Annotated in this window: 27 protein-coding genes; 17 read left to right on the top strand and 10 right to left on the bottom strand. The window is 33.2% G+C overall.

All coding sequences use genetic code 11. The features are described 5' to 3' along the window. Window positions 1-172: 172 nt before the first annotated feature. From ACWNT5_RS08470 to ACWNT5_RS08460, 3 genes are all read left to right on the top strand, one after another. Entirely contained in the window at window positions 173-1057 is an 885-nt protein-coding gene (locus tag ACWNT5_RS08470; protein ID WP_456517095.1) for a TolB family protein, read from the top strand. Window positions 1058-1061: 4 nt separating this feature from the next. Further along, on the top strand, window positions 1062-2891 hold the full coding sequence (locus ACWNT5_RS08465) for an N-acetylmuramoyl-L-alanine amidase (RefSeq protein ID WP_299606456.1): 1830 nt from the start codon (window positions 1062-1064) through the stop codon (window positions 2889-2891). A gap of 148 nt (window positions 2892-3039) precedes the next feature. Further along, on the top strand, window positions 3040-4485 hold the full coding sequence (locus ACWNT5_RS08460; RefSeq protein WP_456517094.1) for a S8 family peptidase: 1446 nt from the start codon (window positions 3040-3042) through the stop codon (window positions 4483-4485). Window positions 4486-4535: 50 nt separating this feature from the next. Here ACWNT5_RS08460 and ACWNT5_RS08455 read toward each other — a convergent pair whose 3' ends face one another. The 4 genes from ACWNT5_RS08455 to ACWNT5_RS08440 all read right to left on the bottom strand — a co-directional run bounded on the left by ACWNT5_RS08455 (window position 4536) and on the right by ACWNT5_RS08440 (window position 6575). Beyond that, the gene (locus ACWNT5_RS08455) at window positions 4536-4934 is read right to left on the bottom strand and encodes a rhodanese-like domain-containing protein (RefSeq protein ID WP_456517093.1); all 399 of its coding nucleotides are present in this window, start codon (window positions 4932-4934) and stop codon (window positions 4536-4538) included. A 15-nt stretch (window positions 4935-4949) separates the two neighbouring features. After that, window positions 4950-5264, bottom strand: coding sequence for a rhodanese-like domain-containing protein (locus tag ACWNT5_RS08450; protein ID WP_299606447.1), 315 nt, complete (start codon window positions 5262-5264; stop codon window positions 4950-4952). A 114-nt stretch (window positions 5265-5378) separates the two neighbouring features. Beyond that, window positions 5379-6005, bottom strand: coding sequence for a thioredoxin family protein (locus ACWNT5_RS08445; RefSeq protein WP_456517092.1), 627 nt, complete (start codon window positions 6003-6005; stop codon window positions 5379-5381). A gap of 48 nt (window positions 6006-6053) precedes the next feature. Continuing rightward, window positions 6054-6575, bottom strand: a complete 522-nt coding sequence (locus tag ACWNT5_RS08440) for a TlpA family protein disulfide reductase (RefSeq protein WP_299606443.1) — start codon at window positions 6573-6575, stop codon at window positions 6054-6056. A gap of 191 nt (window positions 6576-6766) precedes the next feature. Between ACWNT5_RS08440 and ACWNT5_RS08435 the strand changes: the two genes are divergently transcribed. The 12 genes from ACWNT5_RS08435 (at window position 6767) to ACWNT5_RS08380 (ending at window position 16088) form a co-directional block, all read left to right on the top strand. Further along, entirely contained in the window at window positions 6767-7246 is a 480-nt protein-coding gene (locus ACWNT5_RS08435; RefSeq protein WP_456517091.1) for a MarR family winged helix-turn-helix transcriptional regulator, read from the top strand. 41 nt (window positions 7247-7287) lie between these two features. Next, window positions 7288-7854 carry a YceI family protein gene (locus ACWNT5_RS08430; RefSeq protein ID WP_299606440.1) on the top strand — a complete coding sequence of 189 codons (567 nt, stop codon included), beginning with the start codon at window positions 7288-7290 and terminating at the stop codon, window positions 7852-7854. Between the two features lie 228 nt (window positions 7855-8082). Beyond that, the gene (locus ACWNT5_RS08425; RefSeq protein WP_299606438.1) at window positions 8083-9480 is read left to right on the top strand and encodes an anthranilate synthase component I family protein; all 1398 of its coding nucleotides are present in this window, start codon (window positions 8083-8085) and stop codon (window positions 9478-9480) included. A gap of 26 nt (window positions 9481-9506) precedes the next feature. Next, on the top strand, window positions 9507-10076 hold the full coding sequence (locus ACWNT5_RS08420; RefSeq protein ID WP_299898738.1) for an anthranilate synthase component II: 570 nt from the start codon (window positions 9507-9509) through the stop codon (window positions 10074-10076). 42 nt (window positions 10077-10118) lie between these two features. Continuing rightward, a complete protein-coding gene (gene trpD, locus ACWNT5_RS08415; protein WP_456517090.1) occupies window positions 10119-11111 on the top strand; it encodes an anthranilate phosphoribosyltransferase in 993 nt (330 codons plus the stop codon). A 28-nt stretch (window positions 11112-11139) separates the two neighbouring features. Beyond that, on the top strand, window positions 11140-11502 hold the full coding sequence (locus tag ACWNT5_RS08410; RefSeq protein ID WP_456517089.1) for a four helix bundle protein: 363 nt from the start codon (window positions 11140-11142) through the stop codon (window positions 11500-11502). 92 nt (window positions 11503-11594) lie between these two features. After that, window positions 11595-12380, top strand: coding sequence for an indole-3-glycerol phosphate synthase TrpC (gene trpC / locus ACWNT5_RS08405; RefSeq protein WP_456517088.1), 786 nt, complete (start codon window positions 11595-11597; stop codon window positions 12378-12380). Continuing rightward, complete coding sequence (locus tag ACWNT5_RS08400) at window positions 12377-13036, top strand: phosphoribosylanthranilate isomerase (RefSeq protein ID WP_456517087.1); 660 nt, start codon at window positions 12377-12379, stop codon at window positions 13034-13036. The genes trpC and ACWNT5_RS08400 overlap by 4 nt, the downstream gene beginning before the upstream one ends. A gap of 150 nt (window positions 13037-13186) precedes the next feature. Continuing rightward, window positions 13187-14368 (top strand): tryptophan synthase subunit beta, encoded by a 1182-nt coding sequence (gene trpB, locus ACWNT5_RS08395; protein ID WP_219010584.1) that lies wholly within the window; start codon window positions 13187-13189, stop codon window positions 14366-14368. Between the two features lie 162 nt (window positions 14369-14530). Next, window positions 14531-14833: a GIY-YIG nuclease family protein gene (locus tag ACWNT5_RS08390; RefSeq protein ID WP_299898734.1), complete on the top strand. Its 303-nt coding sequence runs from the start codon at window positions 14531-14533 to the stop codon at window positions 14831-14833. A gap of 135 nt (window positions 14834-14968) precedes the next feature. Next, the gene (gene trpA / locus ACWNT5_RS08385; RefSeq protein ID WP_299606409.1) at window positions 14969-15730 is read left to right on the top strand and encodes a tryptophan synthase subunit alpha; all 762 of its coding nucleotides are present in this window, start codon (window positions 14969-14971) and stop codon (window positions 15728-15730) included. Window positions 15731-15827: 97 nt separating this feature from the next. Beyond that, entirely contained in the window at window positions 15828-16088 is a 261-nt protein-coding gene (locus tag ACWNT5_RS08380) for a DUF6576 domain-containing protein (RefSeq protein ID WP_299898732.1), read from the top strand. Window positions 16089-16093: 5 nt separating this feature from the next. Here ACWNT5_RS08380 and ACWNT5_RS08375 read toward each other — a convergent pair whose 3' ends face one another. Continuing rightward, window positions 16094-17362, bottom strand: coding sequence for a hypothetical protein (locus tag ACWNT5_RS08375; RefSeq protein ID WP_299898730.1), 1269 nt, complete (start codon window positions 17360-17362; stop codon window positions 16094-16096). Between the two features lie 214 nt (window positions 17363-17576). Between ACWNT5_RS08375 and ACWNT5_RS08370 the strand changes: the two genes are divergently transcribed. Next, the gene (locus ACWNT5_RS08370; RefSeq protein WP_299606401.1) at window positions 17577-18158 is read left to right on the top strand and encodes a DUF1287 domain-containing protein; all 582 of its coding nucleotides are present in this window, start codon (window positions 17577-17579) and stop codon (window positions 18156-18158) included. A gap of 13 nt (window positions 18159-18171) precedes the next feature. On the opposite strand, the gene ACWNT5_RS08365 is transcribed toward ACWNT5_RS08370, so the two are convergent. The 5 genes from ACWNT5_RS08365 to ACWNT5_RS08345 all read right to left on the bottom strand — a co-directional run bounded on the left by ACWNT5_RS08365 (window position 18172) and on the right by ACWNT5_RS08345 (window position 24118). Then, window positions 18172-18825, bottom strand: coding sequence for a uracil-DNA glycosylase family protein (locus tag ACWNT5_RS08365; protein ID WP_456517086.1), 654 nt, complete (start codon window positions 18823-18825; stop codon window positions 18172-18174). 74 nt (window positions 18826-18899) lie between these two features. Then, the gene (locus tag ACWNT5_RS08360; RefSeq protein WP_456517085.1) at window positions 18900-20558 is read right to left on the bottom strand and encodes an MBOAT family O-acyltransferase; all 1659 of its coding nucleotides are present in this window, start codon (window positions 20556-20558) and stop codon (window positions 18900-18902) included. Further along, a complete protein-coding gene (locus tag ACWNT5_RS08355; protein ID WP_456517084.1) occupies window positions 20551-21831 on the bottom strand; it encodes a GDSL-type esterase/lipase family protein in 1281 nt (426 codons plus the stop codon). The genes ACWNT5_RS08360 and ACWNT5_RS08355 overlap by 8 nt, the downstream gene beginning before the upstream one ends. Further along, a complete protein-coding gene (locus ACWNT5_RS08350) occupies window positions 21818-23332 on the bottom strand; it encodes a lipase (protein WP_456517083.1) in 1515 nt (504 codons plus the stop codon). Before ACWNT5_RS08350 ends, ACWNT5_RS08355 begins: the two co-directional genes overlap by 14 nt. A 144-nt stretch (window positions 23333-23476) precedes the next feature. Then, a complete protein-coding gene (locus ACWNT5_RS08345; RefSeq protein ID WP_456517082.1) occupies window positions 23477-24118 on the bottom strand; it encodes a hypothetical protein in 642 nt (213 codons plus the stop codon). Window positions 24119-24501: 383 nt separating this feature from the next. On the opposite strand from ACWNT5_RS08345, the gene ACWNT5_RS08340 reads away from it, so the two are divergent. Further along, window positions 24502-25689 (top strand): Ig-like domain-containing protein (locus ACWNT5_RS08340; RefSeq protein ID WP_456517081.1); only part of this gene is annotated, 1188 nt, incomplete at its 3' end.

Raw genomic sequence — 25689 nt, 5'->3', positions numbered from 1 at the left:
TTTATGTAAATAACTCTTGAATATGGTCTCAAAAAACCAAGTTTAAAAGAGAAAAGATCTCTTAATAAAATATTGAATCAAACTCCAAAAACTGGCAAAAGTATTTTAATCTAACCATAAGAATACTTGAATTTCAAATCCTGTCAATTTTATAAAAAACAAAATTTTTAAAATGAAAACAAATCATATGATAATGATGGTAATTTTCTATCTATTACAGGTAGGATTTACTATCAACGCTCAATCACAGTTAAGTAATATTACTGCGATATCTCCGGAAGGAAGATACAGTACTCCAATCTGGTCTCCAGACGGACAAAAACTACTAATAACCAATCAGTATTACACCTCTCTTTACATCATTGACCTAACCAACAACAATAGTCTGAACAGGATAAAAAAAGGGAAAGGCATTGGATATCTTGCCAATTGGTCTCCTGATGGACGAAGTGTTGTATTCAGAGAAAAACAAGAAGGAAGCTTCTCAAAAAACTTAAAAATAAAAAGCTTGCACTTAGAAACGAACAAAGAAACAATTCTGAATGATGTGCATCCAGATAATACCAATCCATCCATGCAAGCAAGATCAGGCAAAAACTTAATGGTATATATCAACTCCGAAACATTAAAACTGGAAGCCAAAGAAGGATTGAATGGAAAACCATGGGTAATAACGAAAGAAAATGGTCAGTTCTATCATCCTGTAGTTTCTCCAAATCAAAAATTTGTAGCTGTACATGAAGGTCCAAATATCTATATATATTCAATTTATGGTAACGAGAAAAGAAAACTCTTAGGAGTTGGTATAGCAACATCTTGGCTTAGTGACAGCAGCGGAATTATCACATTTGAAGATAAAAGTAATGATGGACATGTGATTTCAGCTTCTGATTTATATCACATTTCAAAAGACTCTTCTATCAAAACAAATTTAACCATTGCTACTGATGATATTGTTGCCACATGGGGAGATGTATCACCAGATGGAAAAAGAATTGCTTTTTCTGATGAAAAAACTGGAAGAATTTTTATTGCAGACCTTATTATTAAAAACTAAGCTCATGAAAAACAAATCATATATTTTAAAGACTATATTTCTATTCATAATTATTATCCTTTTTTCTCCCGAAACACAGTCTCAGGTAGTCGTTATAGATCCTGGTCATGGATATACTTCAACAGGCGCTGATCCAGATGGAAGAACGGAAACCGAACATGCCACCGCGTTAGCAGTCGGACTGAAATTACGCACTAAATTACAGAACAGCTGTGGCAATTGGACAGTTCGAATGACCAGATCCACTAGAAACGGGTGGGTTTCCGTATCACAACGAAGAGTTATGGCAAACAGTTGGAACGCTGATCGTTTTATCAGTATTCACTGTAATGGTGGTGGGGGAACCGGAACTGAAACCTTTTGGTCAAAATCAAGTAACACACCAAACGCTAGTAATAGTCGTTTTTCTAGAGAAGTTCAAGATCAAATGGTCTCCAAAGGACAATGGTTTGACCGAAGATCTTCAGAAGATCGTCCCTATTTAGGTTATACTTTAGGGGTGCTAAACAAAAACAACGCGATAGGAATTCTAAATGAGATTGGTTTTGTAGATTCTTCGGATAAAAACAAATTATTGAATGATACATGGAGAGATCGATTTGCTGATGCATATGTGACTGCTCTTCTAAATAGTTTAGGAAATTGCTCCGGAGATAGCGGAGGTGATAATGGTGACGAGACGGATACCGAAGCGCCAACTACTTCGATTAGTGCTTCTGGAGGTAACACACAATCCGGTGATTTTACAGCAAATTTTAACGATAACGATAATATAGCAGTAACCAGAAAATTTTATCAAGCTCTCGAAAAATATGGCGATAACTGGTATGCTAATCGCGGTAATGGATTTTTTAATGATAATTTTAATGTGTTGTACTCTGGATATACAATAGGAGCTGGAAATTGGGATATTAATGATGGACATCTACGCCAATCCAACACCACTTCAGACAATACGAAATTAAACACCTTCTTATCACAAAACTCAGGCTTACCATATTTATACGAATTCTCTGCTAAAACTATTTCTACCAGTGGTCCAAGAAAATTTGGAATTCACATTATGGCTGATGATGTTACACAAACCCAAAGAGGAAACTCCTACCTAATATGGTTTAGTGGTGAGGATAATAGAGTAAGAATTTATGAAACTATCAACAATCAACTAAACTTTAGAGCCATTGGAGATGTAACTTTAGATAATAATTGGGCAAACTATAAGATCACCTACAGTCCAGCATTTGGAGTTATAGAAGTCTTTAAAAATAATAAATCATTATTACGTTGGACAGACACATCACCTATTAAAAATGGGAGTTCTATATCTCTTAGAACCAACAAAACTAGTATGGAGTTTGATGATCTAAAGGTGTACAAATTTAGAGTTGATAATACACAAACCATTACAGCAGGATCTTCAGTAACAAAAGATATTAGAAGAAGAAACGGAAAAATAAAAAGTTTGGTTCGCGATGGCGCAGGCAATTGGTCATTACCAGGAAATCTAGACGTAACCATCAGCTCTCTTTCTCGACAGAATCCGAACCTTTTAGATGACACAAAACTAGATAACAATAAAATAACTTTATATCCAAATCCTACTGATGGAAATGGTACAACACTACAATTTCCTTCTGTAAAAAATGAAAAATCAGTAATCAAAATCTATGATTTAACTGGCAAAAAAATAAAAACTATTACTTATAAAAGTTCAAATACTGGAGTTGTGAATCTAAATATTGATACCGAAATCTCTGATATATCTGCTGGACACTATTTTATAAAAATATCTAATTCCAGGATTTCAAACACCATCAATTTTATAAAACAATAACAATTCATTTACAGACTACCAAGCCTAACCATATCGCAACCATTGGTTAGGCTTTATAAAAAAAGAAAGGAGGTGACCTAACAAAATTAAAAACCAACTCCACCACCACAGATAACCACACAAATGCAAACTCATAAACTTCATACTAATGAAAAAAATAACTTTAATAATCTCTGTGGTTATTGTATTCTTATCATGTTCAAAAGACGACATTACAGAAATTCCAGAAAATAACTCTAATCAAAAATTACATTCTATAGAAGAAATAAATAATTATATTTCTGATCAACTCAAGAAAAATGGGGATCTCGATTGGACCAAAACCCCAACTGACATTTTGTGGAGTGCCTTAGTACACAGTGGAGGGTATTTAAATATTGGTTACGGAAATGAGGGTGAAAGCTTTTCTAACAACCGTTCTACCAGACTCATTAATATAAAATCAAAAATTTTAGAAATCATAGATGAGACAGAGGAGCAAGAAACTTCCAAATCCCTAAAACATGATGATGAAATCTTGAACTATATTGAAGTCCTAATTACAAAAAAAGAGACTCTTGAAAATATTAAAAAAGCATCCCATATTCGTTATGTAGAACCGAGTGAATACAACTATTTCTTACCAGATCCTGAAGAAAAAAACTTTGGATGTGCTTTTGAAGGAAGAATAGTTAACCCAGAAGACTATCGTGTTATCGCTCCTAATTCATGGGTGCCATGGACATTCGACATTCATAACATTCCTGAAGCTTGGGAATATAGTACTGGACGCGGAATTACGGTAGGAGTAATCGATTCAGGAATTTCGCAATCACAAAAATTCTTGGGTAGTGATTTTAATGATGGATTTTCTAACGGGCGAACAGTTAAACAATTCGGAACATTTGATGATTCTGTCTTTGATGATTGTGGACATGGAACAGCAATGTCGGCTGCTATTGCATCTCCGCGAAACGATGACGCTATGCCTGTAGGAGTGGCTTATAACTGTGATCTTGTTGTATACCGAGGAACCGGTGATGTACTTCTGGAAAGTAGAAAAGAAAGAAAAGCGGTTAGCAAAGCACTAAAAGAACTAGCAGATATGCCAGATGTTAAAATTATTTCCATGTCCATTGGCTGGGTTTGGACCGTAAGAAACATAAAAGATGCTGTAAAATATGCTTATTCAAAGGATAAAATGATTGTGGCTGCAGGAGGAACATCAACAACTTTTACTAACTGGTATGCTGTTATTTTTCCAGCGAGTATGAAAGAGACCGTTGCTGTAACGGGAATAAAAGAAAACGGAAAAAGATGTTCGATTTGTCATGATGGAAAAAAGATAGATTTTACAGTAGCTATGCAAAGAGATGCAGATTCTAATAGAACTATGCCTGTTTTAGGATTTAGCTCTGATGTAAGAAATGTAGTTGGAGGATCTTCTATCGCTACGGCTACTACCGCAGGAATCGCAGCTTTAGTTTGGGCAAAAAATCCAGATCTAAGTAGGCAGGAAGTTCTGGAAAAAATGCAAAAAGCAGGAGAATATTATCCTGATAGAAGCAATCGATACGGATACGGAAAAATAGACGTCGCAAAGGCTGTTCAATAATTTGATCTTAAATAAAAAAGGTTGCTAAAATTAGCAACCTTTTTTATTTGTTATTTTGTAACAGGTTTTCCTTTATATTTCCATTCGGTAATACCACCATCGAGGTCATAGATCTTGGTAAATCCTGCCTTTTTCATATAAGCAGAACATTTACCGCTTCTACCTCCACGACCACAATAGACAGCCACAGGTTTAGTTTTATCAACTTCGGATAATAAAGTTTCAAAATTCTCATCCGTAAAATCAATATTAATAGCACCTTCGATATGTCCATCAGCATATTCTTGAGGAGTTCTTACATCCACCAGCTGTACTTTCTCCATTTCTAACAAGGAATCCATTTCCTCTACGGTAATAAGCTCTACTATTGCCGTATCTTTATTCTGATCTTTACAGTTGATAAATAACACAGAAAAGATCATCACGATGGCTATTGTTTTAATTTTCATACGTATGAGTGATTTTTATTCAGCAACTTCACCATCCCAATTCATAAATCCGCCAAGTAAGTTATATGTGGTTTCGAATCCCATTTGATTCATCAGCGTACAGGCCTGAGCGCTACGACCTCCAGATCTACAGTAGACATAATAATTTTTTGATTTGTCTAATTTTTCGATCTCATCCAGAAAACCTTGCCCTTTTCTTATGTCTATATTCAGCATATTTGGAATAAAACCATCTTCTACTTCTTCTTCAGTTCTAACATCCAAAATTACTGCATTATCGTCTTTAGCAATTAGATCTTCCCATTGATCTTGAGTTATATCTTCGGCCATTGTATAGTTTCGTTTATTTAATTGTACGTAAAGATTAGTAATTCCTTACAAATATAAGTCACAAGGATGAATTCTACGAGAATATTAATCGCAATTATATCCGCTTTTCTTTAATTAAGCTTTAATGCTACAACCAATTGCTTTGGTAGTCTCTATGGCAATTTTTTCTCCTTTTAATAAGGCATTTACTGCATCTTCTACATACTTTTTATCTGCAGCAGCAGCATCTTTATAATTATTATCAATCGCACCAATATAACGCACTAAATTGCCAGTTCCTGTTTTTTCTAAGATATAAACGTGAGGTGTTTTAGTTGCTCCATATTGTGGATAGATCTTTTGACCATCGTCAAATAAGTAAGGGAATGTAAATCCTTTCTCTTTTGCGCGAACCTTCATTTCGTCAAAACTATCCGTTGGATAAGCTTTAGGATTATTAGGATTGATAGCGATAACGGGATATCCTTTTGTCTTGAATTTCTTATCCAATTCGATAATTCTATCTTCGTATGCAACAGAATAAGGACAATGGTTACACGTAAAAATAACGATAAACCCTTTGGCATCTTTATAATCCTCTAAAGAAACCATCTTATCATCAATATTTTTCAATTTAAAATCCGTAGCAGTATCACCTATTGCATAGCCTTTATCAGCTTCATTTACATTAACTTTATCAATAGCAAATGCACTTACTGCAATTACTAGGACTACTACCACTAAAATTTTTAAAGTTTTCATTTTGTTTGCGTTATTAAGTTTTTCTGATATCCAAGCCCAAAAATATTATCATAATATTTTTTTAAGTTCTCTCTCTAATTCGTCATACGTAAAAGAGCGTTCATAAAAATTTGAAGTATTTCCTTTATATATTATGGTTGCAGGGATAGAACCTGACCAATTTTCATTTACTTTAGGAATCCAGTTATTAGCATCTGGATCATCCAATAATACTATTTTACTTTGTATGCGTTGTTTTTTAACGAAAGGAATCAGCTTAGACTCTACATGATTCGGTAAGTCTAAACTTACTAGTATTACTTCTACCTCTTTATTTGGATATCTACTATTAATAAGCTCGAAATAAGGAAGCTCTGCTACACAAGGTTTACACCACGTTGCCCAAAAATTAATGACACGTGTTTTCCCATCATCAATATTCAGAAGATGTTCGAAGTTTTCAAAATCGTACACAGGTATCTCTACCCCTTTGTCAGAAAAAACATTAGAAGCTTCAATAGCTATCTGTTGTTCTCCTTTACAATTCGATAACAATATCGCTAATCCTATATATAAGACCAATTTTCGCATTATACTAAAATATTAAAACGTGTTATTACCTAAAAGGAAATTAACAAGGTTTAAATAATTCATATAGATAATTTTAGGATTCTAGAACTTAGGTTAATTTGACAATAATAGTATTTACCATTGTATCCATAATAATTTTAACAAAGAATTAGTATCTCTTTTAATTTTCTTAAAAGGTAAAATCTATACATTTGTATAAACAACAATTGTATACACAAATGAATATTGAAGATATCATAAAAACTAATGCATCTTTACCACTATCAAAAAAAGCAGTGATCAATTTATTTTACACAAATAGTATTATTAATGATCAGATTCATGCAGTTTTAAAACCTTTTGATATCTCTATCCAACAATTTAATGTTTTACGAATCCTAAAAGGACAAAAAGGAAAGCCATCTAATCTATCGACAATTCAAGAACGCATGGTAAGTAAAATGAGTAACACAACCAGACTGGTTGACAAATTAATATCTAAAGGTTACGTAAATAGAACTATCTGCCCATCAAACAGAAGAAAGGTAGAGATCACTATTACACCTCTTGGTATTGGTTTTTTAGATCAAACTAGTATTGCAGTAGAAGGATTAGAACAAAAGATTACCTCTAATCTTACAGAGCAAGAATTAATTACCTTTAATCGATTATTAAACAAACTAAGAAGTTAAACAAGTAATCACAATTTAATAATCACTAATATTTCAAAATCATGAAAACCAAGCTTAAATTAGTAATTTTCGCATCTATTGTATTCATTACAGCATCTTCAATTGCGCAACAAAAAAAGATCAATGTTGCTGAAAGCACTATAGAATGGACAGGAAAAAAGATCACGGGTCAACATACAGGAACACTTAATTTTTCTAGCGGATTCCTAACTTTCACTAACAAGGAGTTAACTGGAGGAGAATTTGCCGTAGACATGACATCAATTCAAGTAACAGATCTTGAAGCTGGAAAAGGAAAAGAAAAACTCGAAGGTCATTTAAGTTCTGATGACTTTTTTGGAGTAAACAATTACGCGACAGCCAAATTAGTTATCAAAAAAGCAACAAAAATAGCAAATGGCTATAAAATAGCTGGTGACCTTACTATCAAAGGAAAAACCAATCCTATAACCTTTGATCTTGCTGTAAAGGGAAGCTCTGCAAGTACTACACTTAGCATAGATAGAACTAAATACGATATTAAATATGGATCTGGTAGTTTCTTTGATAACTTAGGAGACAAGGCTATTAACGATGAGTTCGAATTAGCAGTAAACTTAAAAATGTAATTTTTTATTTTTTGAATTATAATTAATTTATATATTTGAGCCAATTAAATAAAAAATGAATTTAATCTTAACAAATACTTGGTGGTGGTTGTCTTATAACGAAAACGTCGTGAGATAGCTCCTGTCATATAGTTAAGTAAACATATCAAAGGCTTGTCAAATCACGACAAGCCTTTTTTTATTGGCATAATCAAAGGGTATTCTAAAATATAAATATCAAAATTTAAAATGAGTTATACATTAACCACACATTTCAAACAAATTCTGGCTGATACCATAACACCGGTAAGCGTTTATCTAAAAATCAGAGATCGATTTCCTAATAGTTTGCTTTTGGAAAGTAGTGATTATAGAGGAAATGAAAATAGTTTTTCCTATATCTGTTGCAATCCAATTGCTAACATCAAAATAGAAAACGAAACTATCTATCAATCTTTCCCCGATAAAACCCATATAGAAACCGCTATTACAGAAGAAACAAACATCCCTTTGGTTATTGAAAATTTCGGACAGCAATTCAAAACCTCTAAAAGCGATTTTAAATTTATTAATAATGGATTATTTGGTTATATCGCTTATGATGCCGTTCGCTATTTTGAGAATATCAGTATTACCAAAAAAGAAGGTGCTTTAGATATACCAGATATGCAATACACCGTTTATCAAAATATTATTGCTATCAATCATTTTAATAATGAAGCCTACATCTTTGCTCATTGTTATGAATCAGAAAGTAATATCGCAGAAATAGAATCTCTTTTAAATGTAAAAAATTTTGCTTCCTACAACTTTAGTACTGTTGATGAAACCACTTCTAATCTGGATGATGAGCAATATAAGGAACATGTAGCCTTAGCTAAAAAACATTGTCAACGAGGAGATGTTTTTCAACTAGTATTGTCGAAACGTTTTTCTCAAAAATTCAAGGGAGATGAATTTAATGTATATCGTGCATTACGAAGTATCAACCCATCTCCGTACCTATTCTACTTTGACTATGGTGATTTTAAAATTTTTGGAAGCTCTCCAGAAGCTCAATTAGTAGTAAAAGACGAAATTGCCGAGATACATCCTATTGCAGGAACATTTAAACGAACCGGTAATGACGAGCAAGATGCTGAACTAGCAAAAAAACTTTCTGCTGACGAAAAGGAAAATGCTGAACATGTAATGCTGGTAGATTTAGCACGAAATGATTTAAGCCGTAACGGTAGTGAGGTTACAGTAGAGACCTATAGAGAAGTACAATTTTACTCTCATGTGATCCATTTAGTTAGTAAAGTTACTGGTAAAAAACACAAAGACACCACAACAATGCAAGTAGTTGCAGATACCTTTCCTGCAGGGACTTTAAGTGGCGCACCAAAACATATGGCAATGCAACTCATCGAAAAATATGAAACCGTGAACAGAGACTTTTACGGAGGCGCTATTGGATTCATGGATTTCTCCGGAAACTTTAATCACGCTATTATGATTCGTACTTTTTTGAGTAAAAATCATACACTGCATTGGCAAGCGGGTGCGGGATTGGTAAACGAATCCAATGAAGAAAACGAACTACAAGAAGTATATAATAAACTAGGAGCATTAACCAAAGCATTAAAACTTGCTGAAGAAATATAAAGAGCTTACAAACTCTTACTTAAAAAATGAAAAAAGTATTAGTAATAGATAACTACGATTCATTCGTGTATAACCTAGTTCATTATTTAGAGGATCTAGGTTGCGAGGTGATAGTAAAACGAAATGACCAACTACATATCGAGGAAGTAGCTGCTTATGATAAAATATTACTATCTCCAGGTCCTGGTATTCCAGATGAAGCTGGGTTGCTAAAGGACATCATTAAAACCTACGCGGATTCCAAAAGTATTTTTGGAGTATGTCTTGGGCAACAAGCAATTGGAGAAGTTTTTGGAGGAAGTCTTATTAATCTCGATGATGTATATCATGGCGTTGCTACAAAAGTAAAACTTACTGTATCTGACGAAGTAATTTTTGAAGGACTCAATGACTCTTTTGATGTTGGTCGATATCACTCTTGGGTGGTATCAGATAAAGACCTACCTTCTTGCCTAGAAGCTACTTCGTTTGACGAGAATGGGCAAATTATGTCTATCCGACATAAAGAATTAGACGTTAGAGGTGTTCAATTTCATCCAGAATCAGTGCTTACTCCCGATGGAAAAAAGATGTTAGAAAATTGGATTAATAATTAGTATCTGACACACAAAAAAAGAAGTACAAAATCAAAACACACAATGAAAGCATTACTAAATAGGTTAATCAATCACGAAACAATCTCTAAAGAAGAGGCAAAACAAGTACTTGTGAATATCTCTCAAGGAGCTTATAATCAAAGTCAAATTGCATCTTTCCTTACTGTGTATATGATGCGTAGCATTACTGTTGAAGAGTTAGAAGGTTTTAGAGACGCACTATTAGAACTATGTATCGCAGTAGATCTTAGCGAATATAATCCTATAGATTTATGTGGTACTGGAGGAGATGGAAAAGATACTTTTAACATTTCTACACTCTCCTCTTTTGTTTCTGCAGGAGCTGGAATAAAAGTAACTAAACATGGTAATTATGGAGTTTCTTCAAAATGTGGTAGCTCCAATGTGATGGAACATCTAGGAATTAAGTTTAGTAATGATAAAGACTTTTTGAAGAAAAGTATAGATGAAGCTGGAATTTGTGTGTTGCATGCTCCTCTATTTCATCCTGCCATGAAAAATGTAGCTCCGATACGAAGAGAATTAGGTGTAAAAACATTCTTCAATATGTTAGGACCAATGGTAAATCCTGCATTTCCAAAGAATCAAATCGTAGGAGTTTTCAACCTTGAACTTGCAAGGATGTATGGATATCTATATCAAAATACAGATAAAAACTTTACCATTATTCATGCGTTAGACGGGTATGACGAAATTTCACTTACTGGAAGTACTAAAACCATATCTAATAATACCGAAGGAATGCTTACTCCAGAAGATTTCGGGGTACAAGCTTTACAAATGGAAGATATTGTTGGTGGTGATTCCGTAGAAGAATCTGCTACTATTTTCATGAATATCCTGAGTGGTAAGGGTACCCAAGCACAGAATGATGTAGTTTGTGCCAATGCTGGTATGGCAATCGCCACTGTGGAAGGATTACAACCTAAAGAAGGCTTCGAAAAAGCAAAAGAATCGTTGCTATCAGGAAAAGGGTTAACAGCCTTAAAAAAAGTACAGGAGTTAAGTTGTTAGTTATTGGTTAATAGTTGATAGTTTATAAATGGAATATACAGAATTAAAAGTGTGGAAAGAAACTAGACTATTAGTGAATACTATTTATAAAATGACCAAACTATTCCCAAAAGACGAGACTTATGGTCTAACTAATCAAATGAGAAGATGTGCAATTTCGATACCTTCAAATATAGCAGAAGGTTGTGGAAGAAAAACTCCAAAAGATAGTATTCATTTTTTTCATATTTCAAGAGGATCATTATATGAATTAGAAACACAGTTATATATTGCATTAGATCAAGAGTATTGTACTGAAAAATCACATCAGGAAATATTGGATCAAATCATAAGTTGCAAAAAATTATTAAATGGTTTTATTAACTATTATGAAACTTTAAAAAATAAATGAACTATCAATCGATAACTATTAACCGGTAACAATTAACTGTCAACCGTCAACAAAAAACTATTAACCAAAAACGATCAACTATCAACAACACAATGAACATACTAGATAAAATAGTTGCCGATAAATACAAAGAAGTTGAACTTAGAAAAAGTATCATACCAGTTCAACAACTAGAAAATTCAGTATTATTTAATAGACAAGGAAACTCGCTTGCTAAGGCTCTACTCAACAGTGATACTGGAATTATTGCAGAACATAAACGTAGATCGCCTTCAAAAGCTGTCATTAATCAAAAGGTTAGTGTACAAGACGTGGCTATTGGATATGAAACCGCTGGTGTGTGTGGAATGTCAGTACTTACGGATGGAAAATATTTTGGAGGATCTTTAGATGATTTAGTACTTGCAAGAGCATCCGCATCGATGCCTTTATTACGTAAAGAGTTTATTATTGATGAATATCAGTTACTAGAAGCCAAAGCTTATGGCGCAGATGTCATCTTATTAATCGCTGCAGTCCTATCAAGAGATGAAATAAAATCACTTTCTGAATTTGCTAAAAAATTATCACTGGATGTATTATTAGAAGTGCATAATTTAGAAGAATTAGAAAAATCTATCATGCCTTCTCTAGATATGCTCGGAGTTAATAATCGTAATCTTAAAACTTTTGAAGTAAGTACGGATGTAAGCAAAGAACTTAGCAAACATATTCCTGATGACTTTGTAAAAGTTTCAGAAAGTGGTATTAGTAGTATCGAGGCTATCAAAGATTTACAGCAATATGATTACAAAGGTTTTCTTATTGGTGAAAACTTTATGAAAACAGAAAATCCAGGTCAGAGTGCTATAGAATTCTTAAAAGCATTGCAATCATGAAGCTAAAAGTCTGCGGAATGAAATATCAGGAAAATATGCAAGCAGTCGCTGAATTACAACCGGACTATTTGGGCTTTATTTTCTATGAAAAATCACCCAGAAATTTTGATGAAGACATTCTAAAGTTACCTGCTGAAATAAAAAAAACAGGAGTTTTTGTAGATGCTTCCATAGATTTTGTAATTGAGAAAGTAAAAAAATACAATTTTAAGGTAATTCAATTGCACGGAAACGAATCTTCGCAATATTGTAGAGATTTACAATCTGAGTTGGAGTGTTTTTCTGAAACAGAAAGTACTGAATCTATTGAAATATGGAAAGTTTTCTCAATCAAAGATCAATTTGATTTTGAAATACTACAACCTTATGAAGGTATTGTAGAGTATTTCCTTTTTGACACCAAAGGCAAAGAAAAGGGAGGAAATGGATATACATTTGATTGGAGTGTTTTAAACAACTATCCATCCAAAACACCTTTTATTTTAAGTGGTGGTATTGGATTAGATGAGATTGAAAAAGTAAAAGAAATTCTAAAAACAGATTTACCTATTTATGCCGTTGATGTAAATAGTAAATTTGAAACAGCACCAGGATTAAAAAATATTGATGAATTAAAGATTTTTAAAGAAGAATTAAATAGAATGCGTGAGGGATAGCAGTGTAAATCCCGGAGATTTGTTTTTCTCTGATTGTCATACTGAGCTTGTCGAAGTATAAACAGGGAAAAATAAAACGAGGAATTGCAACGGATAGCCCGACCTGAGGAGAGCGAAGGTCACGCCCAAAACATAAAAACAAAAAATAAAATGAGCTATCAAGTAAATGAAAAAGGATATTACGGAGATTTTGGTGGAGCATACATCCCAGAAATGCTATATCCAAATGTAGAAGAATTACGATCTACGTACTTAGACATTATGAACGAACCTTCTTTTAAAGAAGAGTTTGATCAGCTATTACGCGATTATGTGGGTAGACCATCACCTTTGTATTATGCGAAGCGACTTTCGGAAAAACATAATACCAAAGTGTACCTTAAACGCGAAGATTTGAATCACACGGGAGCGCATAAAGTAAACAATACTATTGGTCAGATCCTTGTCGCCAAAAAATTAGGTAAGAACAGAATCATTGCAGAAACAGGAGCGGGACAACACGGTGTGGCTACAGCAACCGTTTGTGCGTTAATGGGTATCGAGTGTATCGTATATATGGGAGAAATTGATATCAAACGTCAAGCTCCGAATGTAGCACGTATGAAAATGTTAGGTGCAGAAGTACGACCAGCAAAATCTGGAAGCAAAACCTTAAAAGACGCTACTAACGAAGCTATTAGAGATTGGATTAATAATCCAGTAGACACCCACTATATTATAGGTTCTGCTATTGGACCTCATCCTTACCCTGATATGGTAACTCGTTTTCAATCTATTATTTCTGAAGAAATCAAATGGCAATTAAAAGAAAAAGAAGGTAGAGAAAATCCAGATTATGTAGTAGCCTGCATTGGAGGAGGGAGTAATGCTGCTGGAACCTACTATCATTTCCTAGACGAACCTAGTGTTGGGATCATTGCGGTAGAAGCCGCCGGAAAAGGAGTGAACAGTGGTGAAAGTGCTGCAACTTCGCAGTTAGGTAAAGAAGGAATCATTCATGGATGTAAAACCTTATTGATGCAAACTCCTGATGGACAAATCACCGAACCTTATTCTATTTCTGCAGGATTGGATTATCCAGGAGTTGGGCCATTACATTCGCATTTATACAAATCAGGACGTGGAGAGTTCTTTTCGGTAACCGATGATGATGCAATGACTGCTGGTTTAGAATTATCACAATTAGAAGGAATCATTCCAGCTATCGAGACATCACATGCCTTAGCAATTTTTAATGATAAAAAATTCAAACCAGACGATATTGTAGTGATTAGTTTATCCGGAAGAGGTGATAAAGATCTAAACACGTATATCGATTATTTTAAATTGTAAAATTAGCAATGAGTATTTAGTCGTTAGTGTGAAAATTCTAATGTCTGGAATACTTCGTTTCTTCCATATTTTATAGTTTAATACTCAATAAAATAATATAACTATATAAGAAAATTAAGAAATTGTCATTCCAGCGTAGGCTGGAATCCATACTAAAACAAAATGCTAAAACCAGAACATCAATATGCTGTATATATTCTTTCAAACAAGAAAAACGGAACACTTTATATAGGGATGACTAACAATCTTGAAAGAAGAGTTTTTGAGCATAAAAACAAATTGATTGACGGCTTTACAAAAAAGTATAATCTGAATACATTGGTTTACTTTGAAACTCATCAGTATGTAAATGATGCTATTATCAGAGAAAAAAGATTAAAAACTTGGAAAAGACAATGGAAAATTAATCTTATAGAAGAAGACAATCTTTCTTGGAATGATTTGGCTTCCGATTGGTATAATTAAATATACAGAATAGATCCCAGCCTACGCTGGGATGACAAAATAAAGATAAACCATCTAAGAAAATTAACAGCTTGTATTTAATATCAAAGTCATTTTTACTCAACACTTTATACTAAAAACTCAATATTAAAAAACATGAACAGAATAAACACAGCTTTAGCACAAGACAAAAAGCTATTATCTATATACTTTACGGCAGGATACCCATCATTACATGACACAAAAAAAATCATTCAAGATTTAGAAAAAAGTGGTGTAGATATGATTGAAATTGGATTGCCTTTTAGTGATCCTTTAGCAGACGGTCCAACCATCCAAGAAAGCTCTACAGCTGCTTTAAAAAATGGAATGACCACCAAATTACTTTTCGAACAGTTAGAAGATATTAGAGAAACTGTTTCCATTCCGTTAATCATCATGGGATATTTCAATCCAATGATGCAATATGGTGTAGAAGCATTTTGCGCAAAATGCCAGGAAATAGGAATTGATGGTTTAATCATTCCAGATTTACCTGTTGCTGAGTATCATGAACAATACCAAGAAATCTTTGAAAAATATGGATTAATCAATGTATTTCTTATTACTCCACAAACTTCTGAAGAACGTATTCGTTTTATAGATAGTGTTTCGAATGGGTTTATTTATATGGTAAGTTCTGCAAGTACTACAGGTGCAAAAAACACTTTTGGAAATGTACAACAAGAATATTTTGAAAGAATCGAAGGGCTTCAATTAAAAAATCCACAAATCGTAGGATTTGGAATTAGTAATAACGAAACCTTTTTACAAGCTACTAAAACAGCAAAAGGTGCCATTATTGGATCTGCTTTTATTAAACATCTAACCCAAAATGGCGCTGATGCGGTGGAAGATTTTATTAAGCAAATACGATAATATGGTACAAAACTTATAACATACTATATTTTTCTATATTTTTAATCCTAAATACATTGAGACAAATCCAAGAACTTCTATAACAACATCATAACTGATGAGTTTTATATCTATACCACTAATAATCGCAATTATTCTGATTTTCGTATTCATTAAATGGTTTAAACCAGGGTTTTTAGAATTTAAAAAAGATATTCAGAAAAAACCAGAAGGCTTATTAGATGTAGATGATCGATATAACGTTAGTAAAGTTGAAAAGGAAAAGGAGCTCAACGATTTATTAGAAAAAATAAATGATCAAGGTATTGATAAACTAAGTAAAACAGAAAGAGAACGATTAGAAGAGCTATCTAAATAGCTTTGCTATTCTTTTTTGAATAAGTTGTCTAAGAATTTTTCTAATTTTTCTCTTTTTAATTGCTGAATATTCAATTTTACTTTTGATATAAAACCATAAGAACCTCCATCGATTCGCATAGAACCAGAGATATACAATTCATCTTTATCATCTAAATGCATCTTCCCTAAATCGAGAATAGGATACTTAAGATAAATCGAAGTTTCACCATTTATACCATAGCTAGGATCTACTTCACCGGTATCTAATAGTTTTTTGATCAGTATTTCAAGTTCATTATCCAAACTTGTAGAAATAATAAACACTTCTCCTTTTTTATTTACAACAAAATTAGTGTTATAAATATCAGCACTATAGCTCATTTTTCCACTATCATAAAATGAGGTATCAGGTGTACCATCAACATCATATTTACGAATATGATAAACACCTTCAGAATCATCTTCCATTTGAGAGGTGTATAGCTTTTCATTACATAGTATAATCTGATCAAAGGATTGATAATTCTCTTCGATAGTAATACAATCCAACTTATTATAAGCCATCTGATCACTATCTAAACTTGCCAAATAGGTAGCTTGCTCTTGTCCTCCATCTATAGATTCAGAATACGCTAATAACAACTGATCATTATCCATTGCAGAACAATTGAGTGTAAAATCATGATCGTCATATAAGCCAGCTGATAGTGTCTCTCCAACACCCGAAAGCTTAAGAATCCCAATCTTTTCTTTTTTAGCAGCACTATTAACGTTAAAATGCTGCACCTTGGCCACAACGATTATTTCGTCTGTAGAAGAAGCATGGATATATTGACCATAATTATCATCAAAATTATCCATAATATTCTTTTTGTAGAATCCGCTACTACCGAAACCAATATTCATCATACCATCTTCATAAAATTCATTTACGGAAACCATCCAGCTATGTCCATTCCAAAAATTAGATAGCACCAATACACTTCCGTCTTCTTTAGAATCAATTGCTACAGGTATTGTATACTCATTATTAAAACTACCTGTTCTAGCTGAAAAATCAGTATCCTTCTTACCGTTTTTATATAAACGAACCAAATGCTTTTTGGAGTCTGCCTCGTATAAGACATTAATCTTGCTTTCGGCAACGACATCGAAATCAATGATATGAGATGATTCTGATCCAAGTTCTTTAAATACTAACAAACCATTTCTAGAAAAATCTATGTCAAGCTGTTGCCCATAGGAATAGCCTGCTAGCAGAAATATAAAAACAAATAAATGATGAATTCTCATAACGAAATATCCTAGTAACTACTTTTAGTCACCTTCGCTAAGAGGTATTATTTCAGATGCAGACTAGGGGGACGAAAATAAATACTTGTTTGTATTTTGAAACAATTCATTTATTTTTAATCTGGCCTCAAAAAAAAGAATTAATCTTTTATAATGCAAGATTTTTCTTAATAATAAAACATTAATAACGTTAATAAAGTCAAAATAATATTTCATGCATAAACTTATTCTATTCTTAATCACTTGTACGTTATGTAATATCATAACAGGCCAAGAAGATTTTTACAAAAAGTTATCTGATGCTACCTTAACATTAACAGAACAAAAGGTTACGTACGACCCTTCTTATTTCTCCATTTCCTATCCTAATGGTGACGTACCTAGTGATAAAGGCGTATGCACCGATGTAGTTATAAGAGCTTATCGCAAACTAGGAATCGACCTGCAAAAAGAGGTACACGAGGATATGAAATCAAATTTTAGCAGCTATCCTAAGAACTGGGGATTATCTAAAACTGATAAAAACATAGATCATAGAAGAGTTCCTAATCTTATGAAGTTTTTTTCCAGATTTGGTACCGTAAAATCCATTTCCAATAAGCCCGAGGATTACCTACCTGGAGATATCGTTTGTTGGAGTTTAGGTGGCGGACTCACGCATATCGGATTGGTTGTAGATAAAAAATCCAGTGACCAAAAACGTTATCTCATCGTACATAACATTGGCGGTGGACAAGTACTAGCTGATTGTTTATTTGATTATACCATTATTGGGCATTATCGCTATCAAAAATAATATTCGCAATATCTTAAAAGAACTCACGATATTGCATCATTCGAAAATCAATGGTATTAAATTTTGGGTCTTTACTTTTTAAATCTTTATAAAGTTGTAGACTACCAATGGCTCGATTTGCAGTACCTGAAGGAGCTGTTAATGAAACTGTTTTTATAAAACGATTATCTAACTGAAACTGATGAATTCTAGGAACTTCGTTAGATATTTCCTCTAACCTAAGGTTATAATCTTTCAAATGTTTTCTAAAAAAATATTCTGGTCCATTTTTACTGTTACCTCCTGTAAATATGAGCATCTCTATTTTGGGATACTGTTTTAAATAAGACACAATATCTCTCAGTTTTGGATTTTTCATTCCTAAATCCGAAGCGTCTACTTTTTCACGAACACAACTACCCACAATATCACAAACCCCTATTCCTCTTGAAGTCAAAAAGTTTCTACGCTGTTCTGCAGCTTCATGAGTCGTTTCAAATTTTAAATTTAGATCAAAAATCCTATCCAGTACCGGCCATAACAATCCATTACTACTTCCATAACAGAAATCAACATCTCTTTCATTTAATTCTCCTGTTGTAAATCTCGGTGGTGGCAATGTCCCTACTATCAATTTAGTAGCACCTTCAGGGAAAAATGGCTCATATGGATGAATATGATGAAACACGCTTACATAATTTTATACTGATGGAAATAAAGTTCTTTTATGACACATTTTTCAATCGTATCTTAAAATTAAGATTAGAACTGAAAATAAATAAATGGTTGAAAATCGGCAGCATAAGTTTGATAACATATAATTGCTACTATTGTAGCTACAAGACCTTTGATAACAATATTACTTTTTATAAACTGGTCTAATATCCAATCTTTTGTTTTATAGGGCAACCAATGGGTAATATATCCTATAAGCATTACAATAAAAACCAATCTATACTCCCATAATACCGCCAGGGCATTCCCCCAATCCATATTAGTCATTACTGCCTGATAGAAACGATCTATATGATCCATACTATTTCCTCTAAAGTAAATTCTAGTAAAAGTTATGAATGCGAATGTTAATGCAATTCTCCACAATAACGCATACCAAGCTGTAGAATTCTCATAAGGGCTAATTTTACGCCAATATTTATAGGTTACAATTCCAATACCGTTAAGACCTCCCCAAATAACAAATTTCCAAGAAGCACCATGCCAAAGGCCTCCAACCAACATTGTAATCATGATATTTACATTCCTATTAAAATGCCATGCTACTTTAGAAGAAAACACTGTTATGATTAATAAAAAACCTATGAAGGCTGTGGAAATAATAGCAACACCAAAATCCGCAAATGCAAAAGCTCCCAAAAAGGTAAATACAATGATAAAAACGTAAGAAAAAATACTTCCATTACGATTTCCTCCTATAGGAATATATAAATAGTCTTTTAACCAACTTGATAAGGATATATGCCAGCGCCTCCAAAAATCCCCACAATGAATAGCTTTATAAGGAGAATTAAAATTAACGGGCAATTTATACCCCATAAGTAGAGCCAATCCGATAGCAATATCTGTGTAACCGGAAAAATCTCCATAAATCTGCAAAGAATATCCGATCATTGCCATGATATTTGTAAATCCAGAAAACATATCCGGCACATCAAACACCCGATCCATAAAATTCATAGCGATGAAATCTGCAAACAACATCTTTTTAATCAATCCTTTTAGGATCATAAAAGTTGCATTACCAAATTCTTCTTTGGTAATTGAAATTTCCTTTCTGATTTGAGGAACAAAATCTGCAGCTCTAACGATTGGTCCGGCTACTAACTGAGGGAAGAAACTTACAAAAAACCCAAAATCAATGATCGATTTCAAAGGTTCTATTTGCTTTCTGTATATGTCTACACTGTAACTAATCGTTTGAAAGGTGTAAAAAGAGATTCCTACTGGTAAAATGATAGTATCTACGGTAAAATAATCTGCATTCGCCCATGAATTAGCAAATTGCGCTAAATAATTAATTACCTCATAATCTGTATTAAAAAGAGTATTATAGGATTCTGTAAAGAAATATGCATACTTAAAATAACATAGCGTACTAAGATTAATAATTACACTAAATGCAACCAGTAGTTTTTTTACTATAATTGATTTACTATGATATATAGCCTTTCCTAAAAAGAAATCATTTACAGTACTAAAAAGCAAAATACCAATAAACAGACCACTGGTTTTGTAATAAAAAAGTAAGCTAATCGCGAACAAATATGCACTTCGTAAATTCTTTTTACTGTAAATAATTGCATACAGAAAATAGATCACTGCGAAGAAAATCCAGAAATCTGCTTGTGTAAATATCAAAGGAAAATCCTCCGAAAAAGAAAAAATGTCTATTAATCTATTCATTAATAATTTGATTCAAAACAGAATTAGGAGCTAACTGTAATTCTTTTTCCCATGAATTCGTAATAGCCTGTAATAATAAATCTGCTTTAATTCTATATCCCAATTGTGTAAAATGTATTCTGTCTTTTGGCATCAGTTTATGTTGATACCAATCTCTGGAAGAATTAAATCCTCCCATTATTTCATAAAAATCCCAAACGGCCATTTTATGTTTCTCGGCCAATTTATAGATAATTTTTTGCATTACCCTTGTTCTAGGATTTGGATATTTCCTTTTGTAATAAGAATCATTAGGTACAGTTAACAAAATAGCACAATCAGGATTGGCTTTTTGTACGTTCAAAATAAGATTCTCGTAATACATGGTATACTCTTCTGGATCAAAATCAGGATGGTACGCATCATTGGTCCCGACCGAAACGATAAATAAATCAGGTGTATACAACATCAACTGATCATTAAAGAACTTACAGCGATCATAATAACTAAAACTAGCACCATTAACTCCAATTGTAGTGTACTGTACTCCAGGATTATCATTCATAAGCTCCATTCCCATCATTAAAAACTCTGGGTTTTCTGGATTTCCTATTCTTTGTACACAAAACTCTAATTCTTCTAACGTTTGTGTCAATACGTATTCTACAAAATGAGCTTCTTTGTTTACTTTGGTGTCCGCTATTAAACCTTCTTCTTTAAATCGAATTTCATAGTCTTCACTCCAGTTATCATAAAAGATTCGAATCCTATTAAAATCATATTGTTGCGCATCATATCCTCTGTGATTCGCCTTTATTTTAATATTAGCAATAGAATCTTTGAAAACTGCTGTCACACCAGACATTCCCCAAGCAACACTATCCTTTTTGATGGAACAACGGTATCCAGTCCAGTTTCCGTCGTACTCAACATTATAGTTACTTGGATTGTTGGTATGCGCTATTTTATATGGAAAAATAAAACCCCTTTGTCCTTTGGCAGTAGGGCTCATATGCTGTAAATATGTCCTTAATCTATTGGAATAAATATCTGCTTGAATATGAGAGCCTCCAATATGAAAAATATGAACATTTTCTTCTTTTCCTTTGGCAATGGTATCAAGTTTTCGAAATAGCTTCGCAAACGAAGGAGCATTTTCTATAAACTTAATCTGATTGGCTTTCCAATTGATAAATGAATATTTATTCTGAATGGTGTCCAAAGTGTAATCTTGTCCCCAGACTAAGGAACCACACAAAAACACATAAAAACATACTATTTTATGTTTCATCATTCAGTTCTTCTTTAAGATCTAGATATAAAGCGGTAAAAAATAATTCTGAAATAATTTTAGTTCCTTTCCATGTAAAATGCATGTAGTCATTAGCAGTTAACTTCTCTTCTACCCAAAAAGGCATGGATCCCTTTCCTCCCATTGCATCATACATACTCCAATAAGCAACATTATTCTCCGAACAAGTTTGTATGAGTTTTTCATTCAGATAAGGTAACAATGGATAAGTTTCCATTTTACCATTAACGGGAAGGCACATATCTGTAGGCCCAATAAATATAAAACTAGCATTCTTTGTCCTACGTCTTAACCAATTAATCTGATTTACCATAGATTTTGCATAGCTATCCACTTTTGTAGAATCTTTAAGATATGGCATTGTATTCCCTCCATACTGCATAATTATGATTTTGGGGTTTAAGTTTCTTGCCATTTGTCCATATGCAGAAGCATTTGTACTAGAAAAAATGGTTCCCGAAGAACCTCGCATAGCCACATTATCCATTTGCACTTTTGAGCCTCCGTCCAATGTAAGTCCATAAAAATCTGCACTAATCTTACCTTCCAATTCTATTTTTAAATTACTTGGAGTAGTATTGGTTTTGATTTTATATTTATGATACTTACCATCTGCTTTTAAACTATCTTTTTGAATTAGCTTATCGTTATTGTATACTGAAATTTTTATTGGATAGTTACAGTTTCCATAATGTAACCCAATATTCGTAAACCTTCTAAATTTAGCATAAGCTTTCTTAGATTTACCAATTACAACAGATGCTTTTACAATTGGCATGGAATCCAATGCAATACTATCTGGAGGCGTTTTAAGATGTTTCGTAAATCTCGAAACCGACATATAAGCACCATACTTTCTATGCTTAAACTTTTCTTGCGTGGGATCAAATCTGGCATACCTGAACCAATTCTCACTTGGTTTTACGATCGCTGCAATTTGATTATAAACAGGTTTCACAGGAATAAATCCTGGTCCGCTACCACCATACATTCCTTGTAATCTATTTCTAATATATCCTGTAATCCTATCCCCCTCAATTTGCGAATCTCCATAATGAATAATTCGACAAGATTGGGAAGAAAGCTTAGCTTGCAATTCTTTAGCAAAATCAGGATTGCTAGCAGGATAACGTATCCGTTCAATCTGAGTAGTATCTATTTTAGAAAAATCAGGACGTTGAATACTATCTTGTTTAGCAACAATATCATGAGAAGTACTTTCTTCTAAATCCCCTTCGTCGGCTACAGGAGTAACAACCTCAGTTACTTTTAGTATATCTTCTTTAGTGAGCGAGGAATCTTTTTCTAAAGCTAAAAAAGTCTTATAAGTAGGATATTTTAAAGATAAACCTTCATAAGAAAATCCATCTTCCTGAATCTGTTCTTTTTGGATCCCTCCTTTTTGACTTAAAAACATTAGTCCAAATAATCCACCCAATATGAGTATTAAGAATAGGGATATTTGAATAGGTTTGATTTTCAAGATTCTCGGGGGACTTTGATTTCTGTAAAAATAGAAAGTTTTTGCGAAATGCAAAGGGAATATAAAGGGTTAATGCGAATCCAATCAGAATTATAGGTATTATTAGTTACTTAAACTAAATAAAAAGGTGATCAAATATTTACTCTAGGATAAAGATGTCAATAGTTTTTTAACGTCATTTACCACGCCTCGATATCTATTACGATTGGGTTTTGACATATGTTGAGATTCTAAAATAATTTCAGATAAGATTTCTTTTGCCTCTGCATCTTTTCCTTTTTCTAAAAAGAATTTAGCTAGTGTATAACGTTCTTCATAATTAGAATAGCGTTGATCTATTGGTTTAAGGTTCTTCTCTGCTTCTTCAGATTTCCCCTCTTCTTCCAGCGCCAAACCATATAAAAACTGACTTCTGGAACCTTTAAAATCCGATCGTTTTGAGATATGTTCCGCACAAAAGATAACTTTTTGGTATTCATTTGTTTGATAATACCCTTCTAATAACTTTTTAACTACTCCAGGATCTGATGTATAGTTCCCTTTTAAAGCTATTTCATATTCTCCGATACCAGATTTATAATCACCTATTTCATATAGAGCATCAGCCAGATTTATTCGATTTTGAAAGGTGTCAGCAAACTCTACTTGCCTTCTAAGGTCATTAACTTTTTTTGTTGGATTAATGACACTTACAATTTCATTTTGCACTTTATCAAGATCTCTTTTATTAAATACTTGAGTTACCAAATAGATGAGGCTACCAATTACTGGAAGAAACAAAATCAAAAAGTACCAATAGTACTCACGTCTATTTTTAATTACATGATAAATACAAAAAACTTGCAACGCTATAATTAGGAAATAAGGCATGTCGCAAAAATAGAAAACTTAGCTATTTCTAACTAAAAATTTAGAGGCTTTAAAAAAGTAATTTAAGACACATTAAAAGTAACTTTTTCATGTCAAAAATCACTCTGCTAAAAGAAGCTTAAACAACCCAAAGTTATCAACAAAAAATAATTATCTATATTTACACCGTAAACATTTAAAAACCTCAGAGTCATAACAGTAAGTACTTTTAAAGAATAAAGCTCTTAATTTATATTGTTAATAACTTTTAAACAAGGTGTTGACAACTCTAAAAGAGGTATGCCCTAAATATTTTTAAAGTGAAAAAAAATACATTCTTTTTTTTATTATTGATTATATTACATAACGCTCATAGCCAGTGTACTATAGAAAATGAAGACCAGACACTTATCGGTGCCACAACGGGTAATTCTGGACAAAGCTTCACTCCTACTTGCAATGGAATTCTTGATAATATTAGAGTGGTAGCGACTTTTAGCACACTGGTCACGGTTACCCTAAGAAGTGGAGAAGGATACTCTGGAACAATCTTAGGAACACTTAGCAACCAATCAACCAGTCCATCCGGAAATCCTATAACGTTTACTGAATTTGATTTTTCAACCTTAAACATAATATTAATCGCAGGACAATCCTACACCTTTGATGTTTCTAGTGAAATTAATCTAATTTATGACAACGATGATGCTTTAGACTATATTGGTGGACAACGTTATCAAAATGGAAGTGCGCAAGTGGGAACTGATCTGTTATTTAATGTAAATCTTACTGCTATTCCTTGCACCGATCCAGATGTACCAATGGTAACCCATAGTCCTACAACAATTTGTAATGGCGAATCCACCACTTTAACAATCAACGGAAATCTTAATGATGCTACAGAATGGCATATTTATACAGGATCTTGTGGAGGAACTGAAATAGGAACAACCACCTCATCAACTTTTGTAGTTACACCATCCGCTGCAAATACTACTTATTTTGTAAGAGGTGAAGGTGGTTTATGCGTTGTACCAGGTGCTTGTGGAAATACTAACGTGGTTGTTACTCCAGACGATGTCGTTACTTTTAATGCTCCTGCAGATCTATGTATCGATGCTGGAATACAAACAGGATTAGGTGACGGCAGTCCAAGTGGAGGAACGTATTCTGGGAACGGTGTAACTGATGATGGCAATGGAACTACTTATTCTTTTAATCCTACTACCGCAGGAACAGGAACCCATACAATAACATATACCAGTTCGGGCACCTGTAGTTCTAGTGCAAGTGATACTATAGAAGTATTTGAATTACCAATAGTATCCTTTACAGCTCCTGCTGATCTATGTGTAGATGCTGGAATACAAACAGGATTAGGTGGTGGAACTCCTAGTGGAGGAACATATTCTGGAAATGGAGTAACTGATGATGGCAATGGAACTACTTATTCCTTTAATCCCACTATCACAGGTACAGGAAATCAAAATATTACCTATAGTTTTACC

The organism is Aquimarina sp. 433, from assembly GCF_054054605.1.
The sequence above is the reverse complement of the archived record's forward strand: the minus strand, read 5'-3'. Positions and strand labels throughout refer to the sequence as shown.

Coding starts and splice junctions, on each gene's coding strand:
- ACWNT5_RS08470 (WP_456517095.1), top strand. CDS start 173: ATGAAAACAAATCATATGATAATGATGGTAATTTTCTATCTATTACAG.
- ACWNT5_RS08465 (WP_299606456.1), top strand. CDS start 1,062: ATGAAAAACAAATCATATATTTTAAAGACTATATTTCTATTCATAATT.
- ACWNT5_RS08460 (WP_456517094.1), top strand. CDS start 3,040: ATGAAAAAAATAACTTTAATAATCTCTGTGGTTATTGTATTCTTATCA.
- ACWNT5_RS08455 (WP_456517093.1), bottom strand. CDS start 4,934: ATGAAAATTAAAACAATAGCCATCGTGATGATCTTTTCTGTGTTATTT.
- ACWNT5_RS08450 (WP_299606447.1), bottom strand. CDS start 5,264: ATGGCCGAAGATATAACTCAAGATCAATGGGAAGATCTAATTGCTAAA.
- ACWNT5_RS08445 (WP_456517092.1), bottom strand. CDS start 6,005: ATGAAAACTTTAAAAATTTTAGTGGTAGTAGTCCTAGTAATTGCAGTA.
- ACWNT5_RS08440 (WP_299606443.1), bottom strand. CDS start 6,575: ATGCGAAAATTGGTCTTATATATAGGATTAGCGATATTGTTATCGAAT.
- ACWNT5_RS08430 (WP_299606440.1), top strand. CDS start 7,288: ATGAAAACCAAGCTTAAATTAGTAATTTTCGCATCTATTGTATTCATT.
- ACWNT5_RS08425 (WP_299606438.1), top strand. CDS start 8,083: ATGAGTTATACATTAACCACACATTTCAAACAAATTCTGGCTGATACC.
- ACWNT5_RS08420 (WP_299898738.1), top strand. CDS start 9,507: ATGAAAAAAGTATTAGTAATAGATAACTACGATTCATTCGTGTATAAC.
- trpD (WP_456517090.1), top strand. CDS start 10,119: ATGAAAGCATTACTAAATAGGTTAATCAATCACGAAACAATCTCTAAA.
- ACWNT5_RS08410 (WP_456517089.1), top strand. CDS start 11,140: ATGGAATATACAGAATTAAAAGTGTGGAAAGAAACTAGACTATTAGTG.
- trpC (WP_456517088.1), top strand. CDS start 11,595: ATGAACATACTAGATAAAATAGTTGCCGATAAATACAAAGAAGTTGAA.
- ACWNT5_RS08400 (WP_456517087.1), top strand. CDS start 12,377: ATGAAGCTAAAAGTCTGCGGAATGAAATATCAGGAAAATATGCAAGCA.
- trpB (WP_219010584.1), top strand. CDS start 13,187: ATGAGCTATCAAGTAAATGAAAAAGGATATTACGGAGATTTTGGTGGA.
- ACWNT5_RS08390 (WP_299898734.1), top strand. CDS start 14,531: ATGCTAAAACCAGAACATCAATATGCTGTATATATTCTTTCAAACAAG.
- trpA (WP_299606409.1), top strand. CDS start 14,969: ATGAACAGAATAAACACAGCTTTAGCACAAGACAAAAAGCTATTATCT.
- ACWNT5_RS08380 (WP_299898732.1), top strand. CDS start 15,828: ATGAGTTTTATATCTATACCACTAATAATCGCAATTATTCTGATTTTC.
- ACWNT5_RS08375 (WP_299898730.1), bottom strand. CDS start 17,362: ATGAGAATTCATCATTTATTTGTTTTTATATTTCTGCTAGCAGGCTAT.
- ACWNT5_RS08370 (WP_299606401.1), top strand. CDS start 17,577: ATGCATAAACTTATTCTATTCTTAATCACTTGTACGTTATGTAATATC.
- ACWNT5_RS08360 (WP_456517085.1), bottom strand. CDS start 20,558: ATGAATAGATTAATAGACATTTTTTCTTTTTCGGAGGATTTTCCTTTG.
- ACWNT5_RS08355 (WP_456517084.1), bottom strand. CDS start 21,831: ATGATGAAACATAAAATAGTATGTTTTTATGTGTTTTTGTGTGGTTCC.